This is a genomic window from Brevibacillus sp. MER 51 (assembly GCF_023714195.1).
Classification (GTDB): Bacteria; Bacillota; Bacilli; order Brevibacillales; family Brevibacillaceae; genus Brevibacillus.
In genome coordinates this window covers 1-21,939 of the sequence record NZ_JAMAUS010000013.1, presented here as the reverse complement: position 1 = coordinate 21,939, position 21,939 = coordinate 1, and the positions used below count along the sequence as shown (strand labels likewise).

The following is a 21,939-nucleotide window of genomic DNA, read 5'->3' as shown; positions in this document are numbered from 1 at the left end:
AATAAAAAGGGAAGCCCTCTTTGTCAAAACGATCCGAAACAGGCATCAGGCGCAAGCTGGGTCTCGTCTGCTACTGAAAAAAATCTTTGCGTGATTTTCCCCCGCAGACAGCCAGCTATTCTCTGTTATGTTTCCACATATTTGAATTGAATTTCTTCTATCATATCGAAAACGCTTACAGCTTTCCAGAGGGAAATGACGAAATTTTTCGCCTAAGTCATTTCCTTGCATGGATCATCGGGAAAAAATTGTTGAACTAGCTGTTCCATATCACTTGGCAGCGGCTCCTCCCAGCTCATCGCAAGACCGCTGCGCGGATGGACAAAAGATAGCCCCCATGCATGCAAAGCTTGTCTGCCGATATGCTCCCGTTCTCCTCCGTACAGATCATCTCCGGCGAGTGGGTGCCCTTTACTGCTCATATGTACGCGAATCTGATGCGTGCGCCCCGTCTCCAGCTTTACCTCGACAAAACTCATACCTTCCCCTCGGGCAAGCACACGATAATGGGTAACAGCCGTCTGCCCATCCGGTCTTACCTGTCTGGTGATAAACGAATTTTCCGCAAGGCCAATCGGCGCATCAATCGTACCTTCGTCTGACTCCATGATTCCTTGAACAATTGCTCGATAAGTCCGCTGCAACGTCCGGATCTGCTGCATACGACTGAATTGTTCATGTGCCCATTGATTCTTGGCTACGATCATCAAGCCTGATGTATCTTTATCCAAACGGTTCACCGCTCGGAACTTTCTGTTTTCGCCACGGCTTTTCCAATAAGCGATCATCCCGTTTGCCAAGGTTCCGCTAGGATGATTTCCTGTCGGATGAACAACCAATCCCGCTGGCTTTGCAATGACCATCAAATCCTCGTCCTCGTAACGGATGGAGAGCGGCATATCCTCTGGCGCGACGGTCTCTTCCGCCTCTTCTTCAACCATGACTGCTATTTTATCGCCGGCTTGCAATTTTTCGTTTACAAATACGAGGACGCCATTCCGTGTAATGGAGCCTTTAAACTTGGCACGAATGAGCAAGCGCCGCGATACACCATACCGCTTTTGCAATACTTCTCGCACGGTTTGCCCTGCATCTGCCTCATCAACCGTGAAGCTAATTAATTCTTCCAGCATGTTGTCTCTCCTTTAAGTCTTCCCTTCTCCTCAGTATAGCAAAAAACGATCAGGCTGTTTGGCCACGACCGTTTGGATGTCTATCATATGTTGTCTTTCACTTCGATAACAAATGCATGACCTGCATCGCCTTGGGTCCACTGACCGCGAACATCGAACAAATACCAGCCCGGCTGTTCGGGTGCCTTCCACTGATTGCCGTTTTCCACTGCTTGCTCAACTTCTTTCACGCCGTCCCATTGGGTTACCTTGAGCGTATTTGCAGTTGGCTGCTGGGCAAAAGTGACAGTCAGCGTCGCCCCGGGCTTTACTTGCAGGGGTGCAGGCTTTTGCTCTGCGACGAGTTCCGGTGGTGCCGCCGTATCCTTGCAGATCGCCTCGCTATTATAGCTCCAGCAGGAAGATGCCGGCACCGTCGCAGCTGTTTTTCCGCGCCATTCAATGACTGGCTGTGGTGGTTCCGCAAGCTGCGCAGTCCCTTGCGCGGACGATCCATTCCCACACCCCGTCAATAACAGTGTCGCTATCAGAAATAGTTGACCAAGCCATTCTACCTTTTTCATCCAATCACCTCAAACCTATGACGCGACAAAAAAGGGATTCGTTTCATCCGACTTGGCTCCGGTCGATCATTTCCTTATGATTGCCAAACACTTGTTGGAATCGAAAAAGAAGTAGAGACCTCTTTCAAGTAATCATCGAGCTGTTCTGCCGGATTTTGGATTGGCTTGCCATGGCATACTTCCAAATGCCGTGGTCGCAATTGGCGGACGATCAGACTGCTTTTGAGTGCTTGCGCCATATCCGCCGTAAACATCGGCATGGGACGATGCAATCTGCCGTGTTTGGAAGTAAACAAATCTCCCGCCAAAAGCACTCCATCCTTTTCGTGAAAATAAACCACATGCCCTGGAGAATGACCGGGTGTCAGATAAGGTTGCAGCCCGCCAACGGCAGCTATATTTCCTTCGGCATCCTCTGGCAAAGGCTGCGCCAAGCCAGGCTGTACGTTTGCTTCCAGCTTTTTACGACGAGGATATAGCTCTTTCCCTTCCATATACGGAATCTCGATTCGATGCGCATAGACTGGTACAGATTCTGCCTCCGTGATTTTTTTTAACGCCCCAACATGATCCGAATGACCATGCGTCAGCAAAATTCGCTTGAGTGGTCCTGCATTCAACTGCTTGATAAAAGCCATAATCCGTTTCGCCATAAATGGCATTCCTGCATCGATAAGCGTAACGCCATCCTCCTCCCTGACAATCCAGACCCGCAAAGGAATCAACAACCACGCTTTGATACACCAAATGTTCGCTGAGATTTGCTCCACTCTGATCATTCTTTCTTCACTCCCTGTTCATTATTTTTTGACTGCCTGCAAGAAAAACATCTATGGATAAAGCGAATGTAGGGGCTAGCCTTTCCATCAAGCTGTCCAATGATTCTTCGGAATGAGTATACGTACCGACGATGCCATGCAACGTGTAGAAGTATATCCGTGCATGGGCAAGCGCTTTTTCTTCCTCTATCTCACTTGGCAAGCAACGTCTTACAGCCTCCCTCAACAAACCAAACAATTGATTGCGCAGCGTTTGCAATTCTTTTTCCGGTTCCTCTACATCAATCCGAGAGGCTTTGATCATGAAGAATAAGGTATACATGGTTCGATTGCGCAAGCAAAAGTGGATGAACTGACTGCTGATTTCCCGCAGAATCTCTTCTGGTGTTCTTCCTTGTTTGGACAGTGTTTCTTCCATTTGTAGAGCCAAGCTCTGCAAAGGTTCTTTAGACAGATGATGAAGCAGTGCTTCTTTGTCCTTGAAATAAATATAGAGGGTTGTATGGGAACAGCCGGCTGCTTTGGCGATTTCCCTGATAGATACCGTATCAAAGCCTCGGGTAGCGAAAAGGTCTGCTGCCGCCGTCAAAATGGCCCGTTTCGTTTCTTCCGAGCGTATTTCCTGTTTGCTTGCCATGCGAGATATTCAGCTCCTTACCTCTTTAAAAATTTTATAACCAATGGTTAGTAACCGTTGGTTATAATATAACCACTGGTTATAAAATCCGTCAAGACTAATTTTCCCACTTGCTGCAAATAAAAAAACTCCCTTCTCGTCCTTGGACAAAAAGGGAGCTTACTTATGAAAATTGCTTATTTCGCAGCTTGTGCAGCAGCAATCGCAGCTTCGTAGTTTGGATGCTCACCAGCGGCAGCCACATACTCAGCGTGTACAACCTTGTCGTTTGCATCGATTACGAATACAGCGCGAGACAAGAGACGGAATTCTTTGATCGCTACGCCGTAAGCTGTACCGAAGCTCAGGTCTTTGTGGTCAGATACTGTTTTCACTTTGTCGATGCCAGCAGCACCGCACCAGCGGTTTTGCGCGAATGGCAGGTCAACGGAAACAGTCAGCACAGTAACGCCTTCCAATTTCGCAGCCTCTTCGTTGAAACGGCGAGTTTGTGCATCGCACACGCCAGTGTCAATAGAAGGGATTACGGAGATGATGCGAACAGTGCCTTTGGAATCTTCCAAAGTTACAGGGGACAGATCGCCACCTACTACAGTAAAGTTAGGAGCAGTATCTCCTACTTTGATTTCAGGACCGAGCAGTGTTACAGGACCACCTTTGAATACAAACGCGCCTTGACGCTCAACAGCAGTTGTCATGATTTCTTCCTCCTCACCAAATCTTTCAGTATGTACATCAATTATCATACCCTATCATTCACTTTTTTTCACTATGCCAATAGTAGAAATTACAGATTCACTTGCACTTTCCCGCTTCGTTTGGCTTGGACCTCAGCGATTCGCTTCACTTCATGCTCGTACTCCCAATCCGTTTTCGCATTCAGCTCATGACAGCGCATCAGCGCGTGATAGAGGGCAAATGCAAAGGTCACCTGCTTCATTTCGTACCGCGTTCCATAAGCTTTCGGCAATGCCGTGTTGATAATCTCAATTTGATATGTGGCTTTTTCCCGCTTGTCCCTGACTGGCACGATATACCCCATATGCTTTAGGACATGACCGTAATCGAATTGTCCTTCATCGTCAAAATCAATGGTGTCGTCCGATGTTGCCAAATACTCCAGCAAGGTCCCCATATCGAGCGTATCGAAGCAAGCGGGCTGTGGCATGGACAAAACTGAGCCGTCATTGTTTACAAAATAAATATGGTCGCGATAATGAAAGATCAGTTCATCTTCTGGAACTTCGTCGGCAAACATCCAGTGATTTTGCGGAATCAGGTAACGCCAGATTTGTGCGGGTTCACAATGGAGTAATTCCATGGCAGGGTCCCTCCTTTTCCCTACCAGTTTTGGCAAAACTAGCACTGGCTATTCAGGCAGCTCCTGCATGTAGCGTCGCCAATTTCCATCCGCAATGTGCACCCCTGTTTGCTTGACCAGGTCTTGATCCAAATAACGATAAACAAAGACATTCACGACCTGACCTGTTCCTTCCATGGTCGCTGGAACGATGATCCGTTCATATTCATTGCGCGGATCACCCTCGCCATAGTACGTCTCCAGCTCGTCCAGTCCAGCTAGCGCTCGCTCGTACACGTCAGGGGCAAACGTAACGATCTCCCCCACAACCTCCTGCTCTCCTTTCAGCAATCCCGGATAGCCTGCCGGTAAATGATAGATCTCACCTTGAATCGTCGCAGGTGTTGCCTCATGTTGATACGGTTTCACGTAATTCCTATGATTTCCAAAGCCCGCCAAAAGTGTGCCGTACACAAATACAGGCAGCTTGTCGTTCTGATTGTTCACGCTCATCCATCCTCCTGTGATCGAAAAAAGTGTGTCTTGCGTCGAGAAAATTTTGTATATTTGTTCTATATATAATTTTAATACGTCTTTTTTTCCGAGACGTTAGGGGGAGAGAATAATGAAAAAGAGAAAAATCAATCGCCTACTGGTAGCAAACCGCGGTGAGATCGCCATTCGAATCTTTCGCGCAGCAACGGAGCTCGGCATACGTACGGTAGCCGTATACTCCGAGCAGGACAACGTTTCTATCCATCGCTTCAAGGCTGACGAGTCTTACTTGGTCGGAGCGGGAAAAGGGCCTATCGAGGCTTACCTCGATATCGAGAGTATCATCGAAATTGCCAAGCGCAACGATATTGATGCCATTCACCCAGGCTACGGATTTCTTGCTGAAAATGCTGATTTTGCAAAGCGCTGCCAAGAGGAAGGCATCATTTTCATTGGACCATCTCCTGAGCTGATCGACAAATTCGGGGACAAGGTAGAAGCACGTCGTCTGGCAATTGAAGCGGGAATCCCAGTGATTCCAGGCACTCCTGAGCCAATCGAAACACTCCAAGAGGCGCTTCTCTTTGCCAAAGAATACGGCTACCCCATCATTATTAAAGGCGTATCTGGCGGCGGGGGCCGTGGCATGCGCATCGTCCGCAGTCAGGAGGAATTGCAAGATTCGTTAGATCGTGCCCGTTCCGAGGCCCGCTCTTCCTTCGGCAATGCCAAGGTGTATTTGGAGCGATACTTGGAACAGCCCAAACACATCGAGGTCCAGATTCTCGGTGACAACCACGGAAACATCGTCCATCTGTATGAGCGCGATTGCTCTGTTCAACGGCGCCATCAAAAAGTGGTCGAAGTAGCACCGAGCCTATCTTTGGATGACAAGCTGCGTGAAGATATTTGCCAGGCTGCTCTCACACTCATGAAAAAAGCTGGCTATTCGAACGCTGGTACTGTCGAGTTTTTGTTAACGCCGGACAAGCGTTTTTATTTCATAGAAGTCAATCCACGCATTCAAGTAGAGCATACCATCACGGAGCTCATCACTGGAATCGACATCGTTCAGTCGCAGATTCGTGTAGCCGAGGGTCATGCCCTCTCCGATGAAGAGATTGGCATCAGTGGGCAGAACAATATCCAAATGAGTGGCTTTGCCATCCAATGCCGTGTCACGACGGAAGACGCAGAAAACAACTTCCTGCCAGATGCTGGTCGCTTGTCCGCTTGGCGTTCCGGTGGCGGTTTCGGAGTAAGGCTCGATGGAGGCAATGGTTATCCAGGTGCGATCATTACACCGTTTTATGATTCGCTACTGGTCAAAATCTCCACGTATGGCGCGAGCTTTGATCAAGCCGCTCGCAAAATGCTCCGCACATTGCGTGAGTTCCGTATTCGTGGCGTGAAAACGAACCTGCCGTTTTTGGAAAATGTCGTGACACATCCTGATTTTTTGAGTGGCAACTACGATACGTCGTTTATTGATACCAAACCAGAGCTATTCGTCTTCCCTGGCCGTCAAGACCGGGGTACCAAATTACTATCTTATATCGGAGACACGATTGTCAACGGATATCCCGGTCTCCAGAAATCGGAGAAAAAGCCGCACTTCGACTCGCCCCGCATCCCGCGGACACCATTTACCCAGCCATATCCGGACGGTACGAAGCAAATTCTGGATAAAGAAGGTGCCGACGGTCTGGTACGGTGGATTCAGGCGCAGAAACACGTGCTCGTCACAGACACGACTTTCCGCGATGCCCACCAGTCTTTGTTTGCTACGCGTGTGCGTACCTACGATCTCGCTTCCATTGCAGAGGCGACAGGCAAGCTCGGTTCTGGCCTCTTCTCGTTGGAGATGTGGGGCGGCGCCACTTTTGACACAACGATGCGCTTTTTGCAGGAATCTCCCTGGGAACGGCTGCAAATCCTTCGCCAGCGCATACCAAACGTCCTGTTCCAAATGCTCTTGCGCGGAGCAAATGGCGTAGGCTACACCAACTACCCGGATAATGTGATTCACGCTTTCGTCAAAGCCTCTGCTGAAAATGGCATTGATGTCTTCCGGATCTTTGACAGCCTGAACTGGCTTCCCGGGATGCAAACAGCCATTGAAGCCGTTCGTGAATCCGGCAAAGTGGCCGAGGCAGCGATTTGCTACACTGGAGATATTCTGGACCCGACCAAGACCAAGTACACCTTGGCCTACTATGTCGATCTGGCAAAGGAATTGGAAAAAGCAGGTGCCCATATTCTCGCAATCAAGGATATGGCAGGTCTTTTGAAGCCGTATGCTGCTTATTCGCTCGTCTCTGCTTTAAAACAAGAAATCAGCATTCCGATCCATCTGCACACGCACGATACATCAGGGAATGCTGGCGCCATGCTTCTGAAAGCCATCGAAGCAGGCGTGGATATCGTCGATGCTTGCGTCAGTTCCATGTCTGGACTCACTTCCCAACCAAGCTTGAACGGATTGATCGCAAGCCTTGCCCACACGGAGCGTGAGACTGGTTTATCTCTTGAATCGTTCAACAAGCTGTCTGATTACTGGGAGGATGTACGTCCGTACTACCAAGGCTTTGAAAGCGGCATGAAAGCGAGCAACACGGAGGTCTACGTACACGAAATGCCAGGCGGACAATACACCAATCTGGAGCAGCAAGCCAAAGCGGTTGGGCTGGAAGGTCGTTGGGACGAAGTGAAGCACATGTATGCTGTCGTCAATCAAATGTGCGGCGACATTGTAAAAGTGACCCCTTCTTCCAAGGTCGTCGGTGATATGGCACTGTTCATGGTCCAAAACAACTTGAATGAAGAAAACATTTGGGAGAAAGGAACACGCCTCGACTTTCCGGATTCCGTCATTCAATTTTTCCAAGGGTATCTTGGCCAACCGCCTGGCGGATTCCCTAAGAAGTTGCAGGAACTCGTGCTAAAAGGTCGCGATGCCTTTACTGCTCGTCCTGGTGAATTGCTCGCACCCATTGACTTTACGCAAGTTGCTGCTGAGCTGGAAGCCAAAATCGGACGTGAGCCCAGTCATTTAGACGTCCTGTCTTATATCATGTATCCGCAAGTCTATTTGCAATTTGAACAACGCCTAAAGGAATACGGTGACTTGTCGGTATTGAATACGGGAACATTCTTCTACGGATTGCGTCCGGGTGAGGAAACCGCCATTACGATCGAGCGCGGTAAAACGTTGATTATCAAACTGGTCGCAGTTGGAGAGCTTCATCCAGATGGCCGACGCATCATCTATTTTGAACTGAATGGACAGCCACGTGAAATCTTCATCCGAGATCAATCGGCAAAAGTCTCTGAACTGATCCGCCGAAAAGCAGAAGCGCAAAACCCTGCCCACCTCGGTGCCTCCATGCCAGGAAAAGTGCTCAAGGTGCTTGTAGCAGAAGGTGACAAGGTTCGTAAAGGCGAACATCTTTTGGTGAGTGAAGCGATGAAAATGGAGACGACGATTCAGGCTCCACTCGACGGAAAAATTAAAGCCGTCTATGTGAAAGCAGGCGAAGCCATTCAAACTGGCGATCTGCTCATTGAAATGGAGTAGGCATCGTCTATAATAAGAGATAGTAAATTGTTCCTGGGGATTCATTCCATTAGATTTTGAGGAGGTGACCGACATGAAAACGAATCGAGTCAGCCATGTTCCATTTACGCAGCGGGTAGGCCGCTATCATTCCCATATGCTTCAGGCAAAATTAAGCACGCCAGTCAATCCGATTCTCAGTTTTAATTTGCAGCCGTTCTACACTCGTCAGCAGCAATGGACAACGGAGCTTTCCGATTCCTTATCGCGTCTGTACCGGTTTTCCTCAGATTTGGAGAAGAGTGCAGGAGAATTTATTGCCGCGGGGAAAGACAGCGAGGCTGAAACTGACATTGAGCAATTACAGGAACGCACACACTCGTTAGTAAGTAAATACAATCGCCTGCAGCTATTTCTTGCAGAAAAAGCAGATACCTTGGCGATGCAAAAGCTGGACGCATTCGCTCAAGTGGCAAAAAACGCAGAGGAAAAACTCCAATCCTTTGGAATCAAGCTGTTACCAGATGGACAACTGGAAATGGACGATGAGAAATGGTTGGAAGCTGTACGGACTCGCTATGTGGACTATACAAATTCAATGGAGCGTGTAGCTCAAGCATTCAGAGCAGGTACATTGGGATTGCAAAGCAAACCCTTTGGCTCCTTTTCACGTTACTACGAGGAAGCAATGGCCCTCCATCCTTATATCGCCTCCTCCAGCTCAAGCCTTTATTATCAGCATGTTGCGAAGACAGGTTTGTATGTAAACGAAGTCTGGTAATGCCATACGCCTACTACCGAAAAAACAGGTATGCCCCTTTTATGGAGCATACCTGTTTTGTGCTTTTCTTACTTTCGATCCATAAGGTCTTCCAAATCTTGTTCTTCTGCTCCGGCAATAATCGTATTGGAATAAACAGTGGGTTCATCTGATTTGGTAAACATCCCCTGAACTTTATCCACGATTTGCGGAACAGAATCCAAAATCCGGTCGTAGAGATGGGTCGTATTTTCAAGCGGAATCGAACGAATTCCTTGTTTGCCAACGACCAAAAAGGCTACAGGTGTGATGGAGACACCGCCCCCACTACCCCCGCCAAACGGGTGACTAGCAGGTTCAAATTGTTGATGGTTTTGATGCCCATTATGATGGTGATCGTATTGGAACTCACTACCCCCGGCCGCGAAACCAAATCCTACCTTGGAGATTGGAAGAATGACACTACCGTCAGGTGTCTCAACGGGATCACCAATGATTGTATTCACGTCCACCATTTGCTTGAGGTTTTCCATCGCTGTTCTCATCAGGCCTTGAATCGGGTGGTCTGCCATTTTTGTCGCTCCTCCTTCCTGTCTGTGTCATGTTTTATCATTCCCCCAACAAATCCGGAGCATGTACCTTGCACAAAGGAATAAATATGTTTGCTACCACATTTGTATTTAGGCGCGCGTAGGCGAAGTCTGCCATTTTCGTTGCTTGCTTTTTCGAATCCGCAGAAATACTTTTAGCGAAGAGAAAACGAAATGACCCAAATAAAAATGCAACACCGCATGAACCTTCGTATGTAGAAGTGCTTGGTTCCAAACAGGTTGTACACTGATGGCAGGCATCGTCTGTAAAGAGATGGAGTGGGAGAGGATCCCTACAACCAGGCTTTTCACTCCCCAGACTATTCCTGTCAGCGCCCCTGTTTCAGCAGCCTGACCTGTTCCCAGCAATGTATGCCATTCTAACTTCGTACAACGAATTTGTCTGAACAGGTCTTTTATCAAAGGCAGCAAATCACGTACTCTTTCCAGCACATCCCGATAATTCCGATACCATATTTTCACTTGCCTCCGTGTAAAATCTTTGACCCTCTCCCGAAGCTTGCTTCCCTGTTGGATGGTTTCTACCTTCGCGACAAGCTCAGGACCAGCTTCTGTCATTTTCACAAGGAGAATGGGTATTTCGTATTTCCTGCGAATGATTCCCCAAGCTGCTATCGTAATATCCAATTGATCATTATCGCCCTCGCGACTGTACAAACACGTCAATTGTATTGGCGTGATCACTAATAGGACAATGAAACCAAGCAATCCTAACAACACCCATACCATCAAAAAATCCCACCCCTTCCACGTTAGTATGAGTGGAAAGAGCAGGAAATATGTTCAGCATTTTTATTAATCAAGCACGTATACTTTGACGCCTTTTTGCAAGCCGTGATTTTCAGCTTCGTTCAACGTTGGAAGATACAGATCCACATGTCGTTGCTTTACCGCACCACCGATATCAGCTGCCACTGCATAACCGTAGCCATCGATGTACAAGTGTGTACCAAGCGGGATGACATTTGGATCAACCGCGACAACACCTTCGCGCAGTGGATACTCCAGATACGACATAATCTTGTCGTTCTTGTAGCTGTAAGCAGTCGTCTGTACCGTTAATTCCTGGCGAAAAGGTGTACCGTTTGCGAGGGCTTTTGATGTTCTCGGCTTATTCGGAAGCAAGTGAAGGGCAGCGTATGTGGCTGCTTCGGCTCTCGTCATATACTGGTTCGGCTGTAATGTACCGTCCTCGTAGGCACTCATTAGCCCGTTTTGCATGGCGTAAACGAGTGGGCGCTGCTCTTTTTCTTTCACGTTGTTCCCATCCGGGTATTGGTTCAATGTCTGAATCGTCGTAGACCACTTCAAGTTATTGACTGCTCCGCTGTCCCCCATCGTTCTTACCAGAATAGAGGCGAGCTCCGCTCTTTTTACTGGGGCATCTGGATGCAAATACAGGTGATTCCCCTGCTTTTGCCCATGGACAATTCCCAATCGATAAGCTGTCTCGGCATAGGACGACAGCCAGCTGTTTGCTGGTACGTCCGCAAAGGATGATTGCTTGTTACCCAGAGGTTCAATTCCTTTCGCATTCACAAACATCGTGAGCAGTTCACCCAATGTCACGTTGTCATCAGGTCGAAAATATTCGTTTTGACCAATTACGTCGGCTATGTATAGTTGTTTGATTTCTTTTTCTGCCCAATGGCCACTAATGTCTACATAAGGTGTTTCGTTCATGTGAGCTGTTTCTGCCTCGACAACTGGTGTAACTGGTGTACCTATAAGCCAAAAGGCTGCCAGCGAGGCAAGGATCATCCGTTTCTTCATCATCAACCTCCATGGGGAAATATGCGATTCCTTTCGTATCATTTTATCGAACTATTTTGCAAAAACAATGAACAATAGTTTCCAGTAAAAAGGAAAGCCCTCGAACAGCAACATGACGAAGACTGTTTCAAGGGCTGCATGAACAATGGTTAAATGGCAAAAATGTGTTTGCCGATCTTCTTCACTTGGGTACGAGACCAAATCCAATCGGAGGTCGCCGTAACAGGGTTAAAGTAGTAAAGAGCATGGTTGGTTGGGTCCCATCCTCGTACAGCATCCCAAGCTGCCTGGTAAGCAGTCTTGTCAGGAGTCAACCAGAATTGTCCATCATCTACAGCGGTAAACGCTAATGGCTCAAAGATGACACCCGCAAGTGTATCGGGAAAGTTTTTGGACTGGACACGGTTCAACGCGACCGCTGCCACAGCTACTTGGCCCTCATAAGGTTCTCCACGAGCTTCGGAATAGACCAGCTGCGCCAGCATCTGCATCTCCGCTTTATTTACTGACACTTTCTTGAGAACGCGCCATGTATTTGGACCAGTGATACCGTCAATCTGTAATCCGTATGCTTTTTGAAACTGTCTGACGGCCTTTGCTGTATTTGCTCCGTAAATGCCATCCAATTTGCTATCATAGTAGCCCAGCATCTGCAAGCGATACTGCAAATCCCATACATCCCCGTTCACACTACCACGCTGAATCTGTGTGGCTGCCAGGGAGTCGGCCGGGAAAATAAATGCTACAGCCATAAAGGCAGCAAGCAAGGTTGTTACTACTTTCTTGCTCCACCACATAAATTGTACCCTCCTTTACCCAACCCATTCTACAAGTTGGCGAAAGTAGGTTCAATTCAAGTATTTTGGCATAAGTGGAAACATGTACCTGCTGCTATCCTTTTGGTCGGAACAAGACTGCCGTGATAAATCCAAAGACGATGGCAGCCGAAATCCCCGCGCTCGTCACTTCAAAAATGCCAGTGATGATGCCAATAACTCCATGCTTCTCGGCCTCCGCCATTGCCCCGTGTACGAGTGCATTTCCAAAGCTCGTGATAGGTACGGTTGCTCCTGCTCCAGCAAAATTAACTAGAGGCTCGTATAGACCGAGTCCGTCTAGCACTGCCCCTGTGACAACAAGAGAGGACATCGTATGGGCAGGTGTGAGCTTGACGACATCCATGAGAAATTGACCGATTAAGCAAATCGTTCCTCCTACGAGAAACGCCCACAAAAACATCATGGTATCACTCTCCAAGTTGCTCCGACTCAACAGCCACGGCATGCGCGATGCAAGGAATGCTTTCTCCCTGCTGGAAGGTCAGCGGGGATAAGAGGGCTCCCGTGGCAACCAGCAAGATCCGCTTCCATTCTCCTTGCTTCATCCGCCGAAGTAGATGCCCGTAGGTCACTGTCGCGATACAGCCACATCCGCTCCCCCCTGACCACACATTCGGATTTTCTCCATAAATGAGTTTCCCGCAATCGACATAACGCTCTAGTGGGATGTGCATGTGATGCTTGGGCAACAGATCAGATAAAATGGCATGGCCCGTTCGTCCTAAATCGCCTGTTACGATCAAATCATAATGGTCGTGAGGGAGCTGAAAGTCACGGAAATGCGACTCAATCGTGGATAATGCGGCTGGAGCCATCGCCGCTCCCATATTAAATGGATCTGTCAATCCCATATCGACGACATGCCCGATGGTAGCTCCCGTAATCCGCAGCCCCTTACCCTGACTGGCTACAACAGCAGCCCCTGCACCTGTCACTGTCCATTGTGCTGTTGGGGGCTTCTGGGAGCCGTACTCCGTTGGATAACGATATTGCTTTTCCGCAGCCCCATTGTGACTGGAGGTAGCAGCCAAGACGTAATCAGCAGCTTGACTATTCACCATGAGAGCAGCCAAGGCCAAGCCTTCCATTGCTGTTGAGCACGCGCCGAATATCCCCAGAAACGGAATCGAAAGCGTCCGGGCCGAAAAGCTGGCAGAAATAATCTGGTTCATTAAATCCCCGGCAAGCATAAAGTTTATTTGCTCTTTGGTGAGCCCCGCTTTCTCTACCGCTTTCGAGCACGCTTCTTCCAGCAGGACCTTCTCTGCCTTTTCCCAGCTGTCTTGCCCAATCATCAAGTCACCGTGCAGGATATCAAAGTCGTCGGCTAGCGGTCCCTTAGCCTCAAAAGGCCCACCAATTGCAGCGTGCCCGAGAATGACAGGTTTTAAAGGAAAGACCCAAGACTGATGACCTTGGCGCATCCGTCAGCCTCCCATCGTAAACAATGTTTTGATCAAGCCAACGACGAATGCCGCCGCCACTCCAAACACAATCACTGACCCTGCCAGCTTGAACATGTTACCACCGACCCCCAGCACAAATCCTTCGCTGCGGTGCTCGATGGCCGCAGAGGCAATCGAATTGGCAAAACCTGTAACTGGCACACTCGTTCCTGCCCCAGCCCATTGAGCAATCCGGTCGTATAGTCCTAGACCGGTCAAAAGGGCAGAAAGAATAATCAAGACAGCTGCTGTAGGATTCCCAGCGGTTTTCTCCGTAAAATCGAAGTAGTGAATGAACATTTCTTGTATCCCTTGTCCGATCACACAAATGCCACCACCTACTAAAAAGGCACGGGTAAAATTGCGCAAAAGCGGTCGCGGAGGCTCGTGCGTTTTTGCCAATTGCTGATATTCTTGCTGGACGGGGGTCAGCTTTTTCTTTTTTTGATCCGCCATGCCACTCACTCCTTTTTACCGTATCATGAACGGTTTTACTTGATCGATTATCTGTTGGAGCTTTTCCGAATCGGTTTGGTAGGTACGTTTCATTTGTTCATTTTTTGTATTGAGTGCATACAGTTCCAGATCCGCCTGGCATTTTTTCAACGTAGCAAAAGCCAGCTTCGTCGCTTGGGCACCAGGAACCATCAGTTTATCGTCATACAGGTCGAGATAGAGCTCTCCCCCTTTGTCTACTTGGCCGAGGAACACATTTTCCAAAGCCACTCCTGCTTTTTGCAGCTCTGTGCGAACCCATCTGCGATTTAGACCTGCTGTTGCCAGGGGCTCGTCCATGATTATCCCATCCATAATGACCACTTGATTCTCTTCCGAAGGAGCCACTGTCAATTCAAGATGTTTGGGGGTTACGGGCTGACTCTCTGATTTTAAGAGGACACTGACCTCCCCGCTTGTTTCCATTAATGCAAACTCTACATCGGCTACTCGGAACACGTTTTTGATTCGTAATTGTTCCATCAAGTCTTCCGCGGTCAAGCGTTCCTTTTTCAGATTGTCTTCCAAAATCTTGCCTTCCTTGATAAGAACCGTTGATTTCCCTTCAAATAGGTCGCGGAGAAACTTGCTCTTGAGTGAGAGCCACTCCATTAAATAAGGAAAAAGCGCAAAAATCCCCATGGCGATTAAACTATGGTAGACCGGCCCATCCATTTCGGTTGCCATAAAAGCCGCAATCGAACCGATGCTGATACCGACGATATATTCGATGTATGTAAGTTGCTTGATTTGCCTTTTCCCAATGATCTTTGTCAAAAGAAATAAGTAAGCAACAGCGCCTATTGAGCGCAAAAGGATTGATAACCAATCAGGCATAAGCCACCTCCATCACCTGAGGTGATTTTTTGATTGTAAAACCAAGAGAGAGGAAGTCCCTCTCCCTTTCCCAACACTTCCACTAGAATCCCTTAAACTGTGGTTCTTCCTTTTCCAGCTCCGTTACACGCTGCTGGAGGTTATCTACGATGGATTGCGTTTGCTCTGCTGCTTGCGAATACAATTGCTTCGCTTTCTTGTTTTGCGTGCTAAGAGCAAACGTTTCAAAATCTGCTTGTGCGCCTTTCAAGCTGGCAAGCGTTTGTTTCACTTGTGCTCCTACTGTCATATCCACTCACCTCCTAACACATATAGAATCCGCCTCCACCCTTTATTTATGCGGTGGTCTCCCTCATTTTCATCTGTCAATAATTTCCCTCTTTCTGGAAAAATAAAAAGAGAGACACCATGGGTGCCTCCCTTCATCCAGCTTATTAGATTAGCCACGTCCAGCCAATTGTTGCTCAGCAAAGGAGACAAGACGTTTTGTAATCTCTCCTCCAACTGAACCGTTTTGACGGGAAGTGGTGTCTGCTCCGAGCTGAACGCCGAATTCGGATGCGATTTCGTATTTCAGTTGATCCAGAGCTTGGTTTGCTTGAGGAACCAGCAAGTTGTTACGAGATCCGCTGTTGTTGTTAGCCATCTATATCACCTCCTCGTCGTTGGTAAGTTTAATATGTGTGAAGTTTTGCTTGTTCATGCGTCCTTTTTTTCTTCCAATTTTAGTCTGTTCATTGAAGAAGGGCTTGTGCAATTTGGTAAGCTGCGTCTGGTCTCCCCAGCTTGTCCAAACATCCTGCAAAAGCATCCCTTTTTTCAGGCTGACGCCATGATCTGATGATTTCTTTGATTTCAACCGGTGTTTCAGCCAAGATCGCTGCTTGTTGCTCGAGTAAAAAGGAACAATTATGCATTTCCTGTCCGGGCAATGGGTGGAACAAAATGAGCGGTGTCTTAAGAGCAAGTGACTCCGCGCACGAAATGCCGCCTGGCTTCGTTATATAGGCGTCAGCTGCTCCAATCCACTGCCACATTTGCGGCTCAAACCCTTTCAATATAAACCGATGTCCTTTGCTCTCTGTACTTAGCAAGCCCGCTAGGCGTCTGTACAGGCTTGTATTCTTCCCTGTCACGACTACCATCTGCAATGGTTGCTCTTCCAACAGCAACTCTCGTACGACCTGCTCCACTCCACCATGACCGCCTTCTCCTCCACCAATCAATACGGTGAATTGATCTGGCACGAGTCCAAGCTGTTTTTTCCAAGCCGCTTTGTCGGTATGAAGCGCTGTAGTAAAGGCAGGCCGAACTGGAATGCCATAAACATGGATTTTTTCAGGGGAAATCCCATAGCGCTCGATTAGCATTTGTCCAATTTGCTCATGTGCCACCATGTACGCATCAATTTCTGGATGAACCCAAAACCGATTAATATGGAAGTCCGTGGGTACACAAACGAGCTGGAAAGGCTTGGACACCCTTCTCTTCGCTTCTGCCAATGCGGACAAGCAGTATGCATGCGTAGCGATGACGACATCCGGCATCTCTTCTTGCAACAGTTGATTGATTAATCGAGCGGATAGCCACCATCCGAGTGGTTTAGTCAATGCACTGCCCAGCATTTCTTCTTGTTCATAGATGCGTTGCCAGACTGGTTGGCCGTAGCGAAGCATATTGCGATAAAAAAAATGAGAGAGTACACGTAAGCCTGGACTGGCGGTTTTCAGTCCTCCCACCACTCGTGCCGATCGTGCACCCTCACTTTCCAGCAAAACCTCTTGCAAAGCTTCGGCAGCCATGCGATGACCACTTCCTGCCCATTCCTCTGTCACTAACAGAAACCGCTTTGCCATTAGTAGGACTCTCCTAGAGGCTGCTTACCGTCAGCATATCGATTGAGTAAAAATTCCTTGGACATATAAACACGCTTTAGGGGCATTTCATAATTCCATGTTTGCAATCGTCGCTTTCCATTGGGATGCACGATTCTGAGCATGAGACGCAAGTACCATCGCTTGTATCGAAAAAACCAGGTCATGGGTACATCCGAAATCGAGAAGCCCAAGGGTGTTACCCCTTTATGTAGCATAGTCGTTCCCACTATCCCTTTTATTTGATCCTTATTTTCCATCGAATTCAGGAACGCGGCCAGCTTCGGCAGGGATTGGAGGATATGTCTTCGCAAAAGAAGTGCCACGCGCAGTTCATCCTTCACTTCTTTGCACAGGGTAGCAAAGTAATAATTGTGTATATGTAACTTCAAGATCAAATCCCCGTCATGAATGGTGCAATTATCGGTAGTAACGAGTGGCTCTCCCCGATAGCGTAAAACCACAACCCGAAATATATTTTTCCCTTTCTCAATATAGGTAAGTCTGGTGCAGCGCTGGTAGATTTCATCCCAGTATCCCCATAGCATCAAGAGGCTTGTATTCATTTCGAAAAAGTTCCTTTCCCGCTATGTTTTCATTAAGCTGGATGTGACCACTTACATTTTCGCAAAACGGTCATGACCTTTGTTGTAGTATGCCCAAGAATGGGCAATCTTCATCACCTTTTCACGTCCTTTTCATGCGCCCCCAAAACATGACCACGACGGCAGCAAATACGGGCAGCCACATATGGTTGAGAAGCAAAGGATTCACCCACTTCCAGACATACGGATCCTGAAGACACATCTCCACTGCAGTAAAGGTAAGAATTCCGCCCCCAATGATGACCATACTGGGAAAACGATTCATCATGCGGGCAATCCACACACTTCCCCACATTAATAACGGAATGCTCATCGCTAACCCTAGCAAAACTAACCATAAATCGCCATGTGCCGCTCCACCAACTGCCAAAACATTGTCCAAACTCATGACAAAATCTGCTACTATGATGGTCCTGACTGCCTGACCAATTGTCTGATTATGCGATACGTCTGCGAGCTCTTCATTCTCACCCAGCATCAGTTTACACGCGATCCATAGCAATAATATTCCCCCGATTGCCTTCACGAGAGGAATATCCAACATCCAGGTAGTCATTGTCGTTAGCACAATCCGCAAGAGGATTGCACCCATTGTCCCATATAAAATTGCCCGTTTTCTCTCATTTCTCGGGAGTCCGCGGCAGGCCATACCTATGACCACAGCATTGTCGCTGCTTAATACCAGATCGATCATGAAGATGTGTACAAGACCCAGCCAAAAATACTCGCCCATCCCTGCCTCCCTTGTCCAATAAAGTTCGTCCATTCTACTTTATGCGACTGGAATCGGACTCATGATTGAATATTTTTCCGAAAAAAGGCGGTTTTCAGCGGATTTTGTAGATAAAAACTTCCGAAAAAAATACATTTTATTGCGAATTCAGGCTAATTATACCTTGTCTAAATTAGGCATTTTCCCTTACGATTTTAGTGGGGTGGATAAGAGATGGTGGAGACTGTGACGCTAAACCTTTATGACGTTTCAAGAAAGATTTTAGACTTAACACCAAGTATCACCACAATATGGCTGCAAGAAATTGTTCGCAGCATGGAAATTCCTGTAACCATTCCTCGCGATTTTGCAGAAAAACGAACAGTGCTCTTGGCTCGCTATCTGGTTGAGGATGTAGATCATGACATGCAGACTTGGGCACTAGATATGGGAGAGTGGCTTCGTTCTCAGGAATTCCCCTTCTCCTCCATTTTGCGCACATATCAATTGTACCGGAATGTATTCTGGCGGGTTCTCCAACCAGAATTACAGAGATGGTCCCTCTCTTCACAAGAAATGCACTATTTGGAAAGCCAACTGGGTAAGGCCATGGATGAAAGTGTCTTCTGGGCTGTCTATCACTTTGAACAAATGATGAATAAAGAGCTCGTCCAGAAGGAAGAAACGATCTCCTATTTGCATAACGACAAACTGACCATGCTCGGAAAAATTGCCGCCAATATGGCTCATGAGCTGCGCAATCCATTGTGCGCCATTGAAGGGTTCCTAAAGCTGATCGGCGAGTCTACACGGGAACAGGCCCAGCTTCAGACGTATATCCAAGTCGTCATGCATGAGTTTGAGAATTTACATCGGCAACTGACCGGATTCCTCAGCTTTTCCAAAAAACCAATTCTCGATGAAATTTTTAAAACCGTTCAAGTAGAAGAACTGCTTGAAGAAGTAGAGATGCTGATTACCCCTCGCCTCGTGGGAGAAAACATACGTTTTGAAAAACAAATCCACCCCTGCTTACTCGCATGTTATGAAGAAGGCTTGAAGCAAGTTGTCGTCAATCTATTAAACAATGCCATTGACGCCGTGCAAAATCGCACAGACAAGTATATTCATGTCATTTCCACTTCTTCTGATGGATGGCTCTATTTGAGTGTGGAAAACAACGGCGAAAGGATTCCACCCGAGATCGTCGAGAATCTTTTCCAACCATTCTTTACGACTAAACAAAATGGGACGGGTATTGGCTTGTCCATCTGCAAAAATATTATCGAAAAGCATCAGGGCACGATCCATTGTGATTCCAATGAAAAACGCACACGCTTTATCGTTTCTCTGCCGATTGCAAATGCCCAGGAAGTTGGTCCGCGAATGGAAGCTCTCTAGGTCGCTCTTTTTTGAACCACGCAAAAAAGCCCCCTGACAATGCAGGAGGCAAGGCAAGAGATCCGTTACCAACTTCATCGGTAAGCGATCTTAGTTTTACTGTACACGAAAACATATGTTGCTACCATAGAAAACGTCAGACAGCTTTCGACAAACTTTTATACCTGTATTGAACAAAGGCTTATCTATTCAACTGTTGGATAAGCCTTCATACTTTTGCCTCAAGTAAAAATAGGCCTGCTTTCCTAGACGCAAAAAAACAGAGAACCTATTGGCTCTCTGCTTTATGTATGGAGCGGGTGATGGGAATCGAACCCACGCGACCAGCTTGGAAGGCTGGAGTTCTACCATTGAACTACACCCGCATCAAAATAGATGCTGGTGCCGAGGACCGGACTTGAACCGGTACGGGAGAAACTCCCGACAGATTTTAAGTCTGTTGCGTCTGCCCATTCCGCCACCCCGGCAAACCTGTAAAACGTGGGCAAATCATGGTCGGGAAGACAGGATTCGAACCTGCGACCCCTTGGTCCCAAGCCAAGTACTCTACCAAGCTGAGCTACTTCCCGACAAATTATCATCTTCACTTTTGTAGTAAAGAAGCGTGCCCTGAGAGATTCGAACTCCCGACCTTTTGATTCGTAGTCAAACGCTCTATCCAGCTGAGCTAAGGGCACATGTTATGGAGCGGACGAAGGGTCTCGAACCCTCGACCTTCGCCTTGGCAAGGCGACGCTCTACCAATTGAGCTACGTCCGCATTATAAGAAGAAGTTGATTGGTGCGGTCGAGAGGACTTGAACCTCCACGGTGTTGCCACCACTAGAACCTGAATCTAGCGCGTCTGCCAATTCCGCCACGACCGCATTTTCCCATCCAAGTAGTCAGAGGTGTTAACAAGCTGACTTTCACTTTTCGGGTTTATGAAAACTGGTGAGCCATGAAGGACTCGAACCTTCGACCCTCTGATTAAAAGTCAGATGCTCTACCAACTGAGCTAATGGCTCATGAAAAATGGTGGGGAGAGACGGATTCGAACCGCCGAACCCGGAGGGAGCAGATTTACAGTCTGCCGTGTTTAGCCACTTCACTATCTCCCCAATTTCATGGTGCCGGCAATAGGACTTGAACCCACAACCCCCTGATTACAAGTCAGGTGCTCTACCAATTGAGCTATACCGGCATATCTTTAATTATGGCATATCTTTCATGAAAAATCAACGTTTTTTTATTCCGTTAAACCTTTTTCATGTTCATGAACTATGCCATCTCATTAAGAAAGATGGCGGAGCTGACGGGACTCGAACCCGCGACCTCCGGTGTGACAGACCGGCGTGAACTCCAACTTCACCACAGCTCCATATTTGGTTGCACCCACTGGGTACTCCGATCCTACTTGATCAAGAAGATTACTCGACGTAGAGCAAGTAGAAAATTTGGTTGCGGGAGCAGGATTTGAACCTGCGACCTTCGGGTTATGAGCCCGACGAGCTACCGAGCTGCTCCATCCCGCGATAGTCAGGACGACTGAGTGTCAGTGTTGCCACAGGACGTGGCGCTTTTAGCTGACCTTCCTTGTCCATTTATATAAGTGGTGGAGGCTGACGGGATCGAACCGCCGACCCTCTGCTTGTAAGGCAGATGCTCTCCCAGCTGAGCTAAGCCTCCAAATTACCTACAAATATGTAGGGATTTTTCTAGGTGACCCGTAGGGGATTCGAACCCCTGAATGACAGCGTGAAAGGCTGCTGTGTTAAACCGCTTCACCAACGGGCCAAGATCAAGATTACTTCTGGTGCTCCCGACAGGAATCGAACCTGCGACCTCTTCCTTACCATGGAAACGCTCTACCGACTGAGCTACAGGAGCATATTATGGCTCCTCGGGACGGACTCGAACCGCCGACCGATCGGTTAACAGCCGATTGCTCTACCAACTGAGCTACCGAGGAACGTTGAAGGTTTGTTCCTTCAAAACTGAATACGCATGATTGCTAAGAGTGTGTGGATAAGTCCTCGACCGATTAGTATTCGTCAGCTCCACGCGTTACCGCGCTTCCACACCGAACCTATCAACCTCATCGTCTATGAGGGGTCTTACCAGCTTGCGCTGTGGGAAGTCTCAT

Annotated in this window: 23 protein-coding genes, 15 tRNA genes and 1 rRNA gene; 3 read left to right on the top strand and 36 right to left on the bottom strand. The window is 47.8% G+C overall.

From position 1 onward, the window contains the following. Nucleotides 1-212: 212 nt before the first annotated feature. The 7 genes from M3630_RS23650 to M3630_RS23620 form a co-directional block, all read right to left on the bottom strand. A complete protein-coding gene (locus M3630_RS23650; protein WP_251253731.1) occupies nt 213-1,133 on the bottom strand; it encodes an RluA family pseudouridine synthase in 921 nt (306 codons plus the stop codon). Between the two features lie 83 nt (nt 1,134-1,216). Further along, nucleotides 1,217-1,696 (bottom strand): hypothetical protein, encoded by a 480-nt coding sequence (locus M3630_RS23645; protein ID WP_173612260.1) that lies wholly within the window; start codon nt 1,694-1,696, stop codon nt 1,217-1,219. 74 nt (nt 1,697-1,770) lie between these two features. Further along, nucleotides 1,771-2,475 carry an MBL fold metallo-hydrolase gene (locus M3630_RS23640; RefSeq protein ID WP_221868807.1) on the bottom strand — a complete coding sequence of 235 codons (705 nt, stop codon included), beginning with the start codon at nt 2,473-2,475 and terminating at the stop codon, nt 1,771-1,773. 7 nt (nt 2,476-2,482) lie between these two features. After that, nucleotides 2,483-3,112: a TetR/AcrR family transcriptional regulator gene (locus M3630_RS23635; RefSeq protein ID WP_251253730.1), complete on the bottom strand. Its 630-nt coding sequence runs from the start codon at nt 3,110-3,112 to the stop codon at nt 2,483-2,485. A gap of 176 nt (nt 3,113-3,288) precedes the next feature. Next, on the bottom strand, nt 3,289-3,810 hold the full coding sequence (tpx, locus tag M3630_RS23630) for a thiol peroxidase (protein ID WP_015892342.1): 522 nt from the start codon (nt 3,808-3,810) through the stop codon (nt 3,289-3,291). An 89-nt stretch (nt 3,811-3,899) separates the two neighbouring features. Continuing rightward, nucleotides 3,900-4,433, bottom strand: coding sequence for a hypothetical protein (locus M3630_RS23625; protein WP_237898889.1), 534 nt, complete (start codon nt 4,431-4,433; stop codon nt 3,900-3,902). A gap of 48 nt (nt 4,434-4,481) precedes the next feature. After that, nucleotides 4,482-4,925: a gamma-glutamylcyclotransferase family protein gene (locus M3630_RS23620; RefSeq protein WP_251253729.1), complete on the bottom strand. Its 444-nt coding sequence runs from the start codon at nt 4,923-4,925 to the stop codon at nt 4,482-4,484. 112 nt (nt 4,926-5,037) lie between these two features. On the opposite strand from M3630_RS23620, the gene M3630_RS23615 reads away from it, so the two are divergent. Beyond that, nucleotides 5,038-8,484 carry a pyruvate carboxylase gene (locus tag M3630_RS23615; RefSeq protein ID WP_251253728.1) on the top strand — a complete coding sequence of 1,149 codons (3,447 nt, stop codon included), beginning with the start codon at nt 5,038-5,040 and terminating at the stop codon, nt 8,482-8,484. 73 nt (nt 8,485-8,557) lie between these two features. Continuing rightward, nucleotides 8,558-9,244, top strand: coding sequence for a hypothetical protein (locus tag M3630_RS23610; RefSeq protein ID WP_251253727.1), 687 nt, complete (start codon nt 8,558-8,560; stop codon nt 9,242-9,244). A gap of 68 nt (nt 9,245-9,312) precedes the next feature. Here M3630_RS23610 and ytfJ read toward each other — a convergent pair whose 3' ends face one another. The 13 genes from ytfJ to M3630_RS23545 all read right to left on the bottom strand — a co-directional run bounded on the left by ytfJ (nt 9,313) and on the right by M3630_RS23545 (nt 18,435). Further along, entirely contained in the window at nt 9,313-9,795 is a 483-nt protein-coding gene (gene ytfJ, locus M3630_RS23605) for a GerW family sporulation protein (protein ID WP_173612254.1), read from the bottom strand. Nucleotides 9,796-9,903: 108 nt separating this feature from the next. Next, nucleotides 9,904-10,563 carry a DUF2953 domain-containing protein gene (locus M3630_RS23600; protein ID WP_173612253.1) on the bottom strand — a complete coding sequence of 220 codons (660 nt, stop codon included), beginning with the start codon at nt 10,561-10,563 and terminating at the stop codon, nt 9,904-9,906. A gap of 66 nt (nt 10,564-10,629) precedes the next feature. Beyond that, on the bottom strand, nt 10,630-11,610 hold the full coding sequence (locus M3630_RS23595) for an S-layer homology domain-containing protein (protein WP_251253726.1): 981 nt from the start codon (nt 11,608-11,610) through the stop codon (nt 10,630-10,632). Between the two features lie 146 nt (nt 11,611-11,756). After that, nucleotides 11,757-12,404, bottom strand: coding sequence for a spore cortex-lytic enzyme (gene sleB, locus M3630_RS23590; RefSeq protein ID WP_232773785.1), 648 nt, complete (start codon nt 12,402-12,404; stop codon nt 11,757-11,759). A gap of 94 nt (nt 12,405-12,498) precedes the next feature. Then, nucleotides 12,499-12,849, bottom strand: a complete 351-nt coding sequence (spoVAE, locus tag M3630_RS23585; RefSeq protein WP_007717126.1) for a stage V sporulation protein AE — start codon at nt 12,847-12,849, stop codon at nt 12,499-12,501. Nucleotides 12,850-12,853: 4 nt separating this feature from the next. Continuing rightward, nucleotides 12,854-13,870 carry a stage V sporulation protein AD gene (gene spoVAD, locus M3630_RS23580; RefSeq protein WP_173612251.1) on the bottom strand — a complete coding sequence of 339 codons (1,017 nt, stop codon included), beginning with the start codon at nt 13,868-13,870 and terminating at the stop codon, nt 12,854-12,856. Nucleotides 13,871-13,873: 3 nt separating this feature from the next. Further along, nucleotides 13,874-14,347 carry a stage V sporulation protein AC gene (gene spoVAC / locus M3630_RS23575; protein WP_173612250.1) on the bottom strand — a complete coding sequence of 158 codons (474 nt, stop codon included), beginning with the start codon at nt 14,345-14,347 and terminating at the stop codon, nt 13,874-13,876. A 15-nt stretch (nt 14,348-14,362) separates the two neighbouring features. Beyond that, a complete protein-coding gene (locus M3630_RS23570) occupies nt 14,363-15,223 on the bottom strand; it encodes a DUF421 domain-containing protein (RefSeq protein ID WP_173612249.1) in 861 nt (286 codons plus the stop codon). A gap of 82 nt (nt 15,224-15,305) precedes the next feature. Continuing rightward, on the bottom strand, nt 15,306-15,512 hold the full coding sequence (locus tag M3630_RS23565) for a DUF1657 domain-containing protein (RefSeq protein ID WP_007717150.1): 207 nt from the start codon (nt 15,510-15,512) through the stop codon (nt 15,306-15,308). Between the two features lie 150 nt (nt 15,513-15,662). Then, nucleotides 15,663-15,869 (bottom strand): alpha/beta-type small acid-soluble spore protein, encoded by a 207-nt coding sequence (locus tag M3630_RS23560; protein ID WP_047068578.1) that lies wholly within the window; start codon nt 15,867-15,869, stop codon nt 15,663-15,665. A gap of 88 nt (nt 15,870-15,957) precedes the next feature. Further along, nucleotides 15,958-17,079 (bottom strand): MGDG synthase family glycosyltransferase, encoded by a 1,122-nt coding sequence (locus tag M3630_RS23555; RefSeq protein ID WP_173612248.1) that lies wholly within the window; start codon nt 17,077-17,079, stop codon nt 15,958-15,960. Further along, nucleotides 17,079-17,663 carry a YkoP family protein gene (locus M3630_RS23550; protein ID WP_251253725.1) on the bottom strand — a complete coding sequence of 195 codons (585 nt, stop codon included), beginning with the start codon at nt 17,661-17,663 and terminating at the stop codon, nt 17,079-17,081. The genes M3630_RS23555 and M3630_RS23550 overlap by 1 nt, the downstream gene beginning before the upstream one ends. A 121-nt stretch (nt 17,664-17,784) precedes the next feature. Further along, entirely contained in the window at nt 17,785-18,435 is a 651-nt protein-coding gene (locus M3630_RS23545; RefSeq protein ID WP_173612246.1) for a TerC family protein, read from the bottom strand. A 213-nt stretch (nt 18,436-18,648) separates the two neighbouring features. Here M3630_RS23545 and M3630_RS23540 point away from each other — a divergent pair, with 213 nt between their 5' ends. Next, nucleotides 18,649-19,815 (top strand): sensor histidine kinase, encoded by a 1,167-nt coding sequence (locus M3630_RS23540; protein ID WP_173612245.1) that lies wholly within the window; start codon nt 18,649-18,651, stop codon nt 19,813-19,815. Between the two features lie 291 nt (nt 19,816-20,106). On the opposite strand, the gene M3630_RS23535 is transcribed toward M3630_RS23540, so the two are convergent. The 16 genes from M3630_RS23535 to M3630_RS23460 all read right to left on the bottom strand — a co-directional run. After that, nucleotides 20,107-20,180, bottom strand: a tRNA-Gly gene (locus M3630_RS23535). A 14-nt stretch (nt 20,181-20,194) separates the two neighbouring features. Further along, a tRNA-Leu gene (locus M3630_RS23530) sits at nt 20,195-20,282 on the bottom strand. 25 nt (nt 20,283-20,307) lie between these two features. Then, nucleotides 20,308-20,384, bottom strand: a tRNA-Pro gene (locus tag M3630_RS23525). A 34-nt stretch (nt 20,385-20,418) separates the two neighbouring features. Next, nucleotides 20,419-20,492, bottom strand: a tRNA-Arg gene (locus M3630_RS23520). A 6-nt stretch (nt 20,493-20,498) separates the two neighbouring features. Next, a tRNA-Gly gene (locus M3630_RS23515) sits at nt 20,499-20,574 on the bottom strand. 19 nt (nt 20,575-20,593) lie between these two features. After that, a tRNA-Leu gene (locus tag M3630_RS23510) sits at nt 20,594-20,680 on the bottom strand. A 65-nt stretch (nt 20,681-20,745) separates the two neighbouring features. Next, nucleotides 20,746-20,821, bottom strand: a tRNA-Lys gene (locus tag M3630_RS23505). A gap of 8 nt (nt 20,822-20,829) precedes the next feature. Beyond that, nucleotides 20,830-20,914 (bottom strand) — tRNA-Tyr (locus M3630_RS23500). Between the two features lie 7 nt (nt 20,915-20,921). After that, nucleotides 20,922-20,997 (bottom strand) — tRNA-Thr (locus M3630_RS23495). 100 nt (nt 20,998-21,097) lie between these two features. After that, nucleotides 21,098-21,174 (bottom strand) — tRNA-Asp (locus M3630_RS23490). Nucleotides 21,175-21,251: 77 nt separating this feature from the next. Continuing rightward, a tRNA-Met gene (locus M3630_RS23485) sits at nt 21,252-21,328 on the bottom strand. Between the two features lie 78 nt (nt 21,329-21,406). Further along, nucleotides 21,407-21,482, bottom strand: a tRNA-Val gene (locus M3630_RS23480). Nucleotides 21,483-21,516: 34 nt separating this feature from the next. Further along, nucleotides 21,517-21,590 (bottom strand) — tRNA-Glu (locus tag M3630_RS23475). Nucleotides 21,591-21,607: 17 nt separating this feature from the next. Further along, nucleotides 21,608-21,683 (bottom strand) — tRNA-Thr (locus tag M3630_RS23470). Between the two features lie 6 nt (nt 21,684-21,689). Further along, a tRNA-Asn gene (locus M3630_RS23465) sits at nt 21,690-21,765 on the bottom strand. 52 nt (nt 21,766-21,817) lie between these two features. Further along, nucleotides 21,818-21,939 (bottom strand): 23S ribosomal RNA (locus tag M3630_RS23460); the annotation flags it as partial.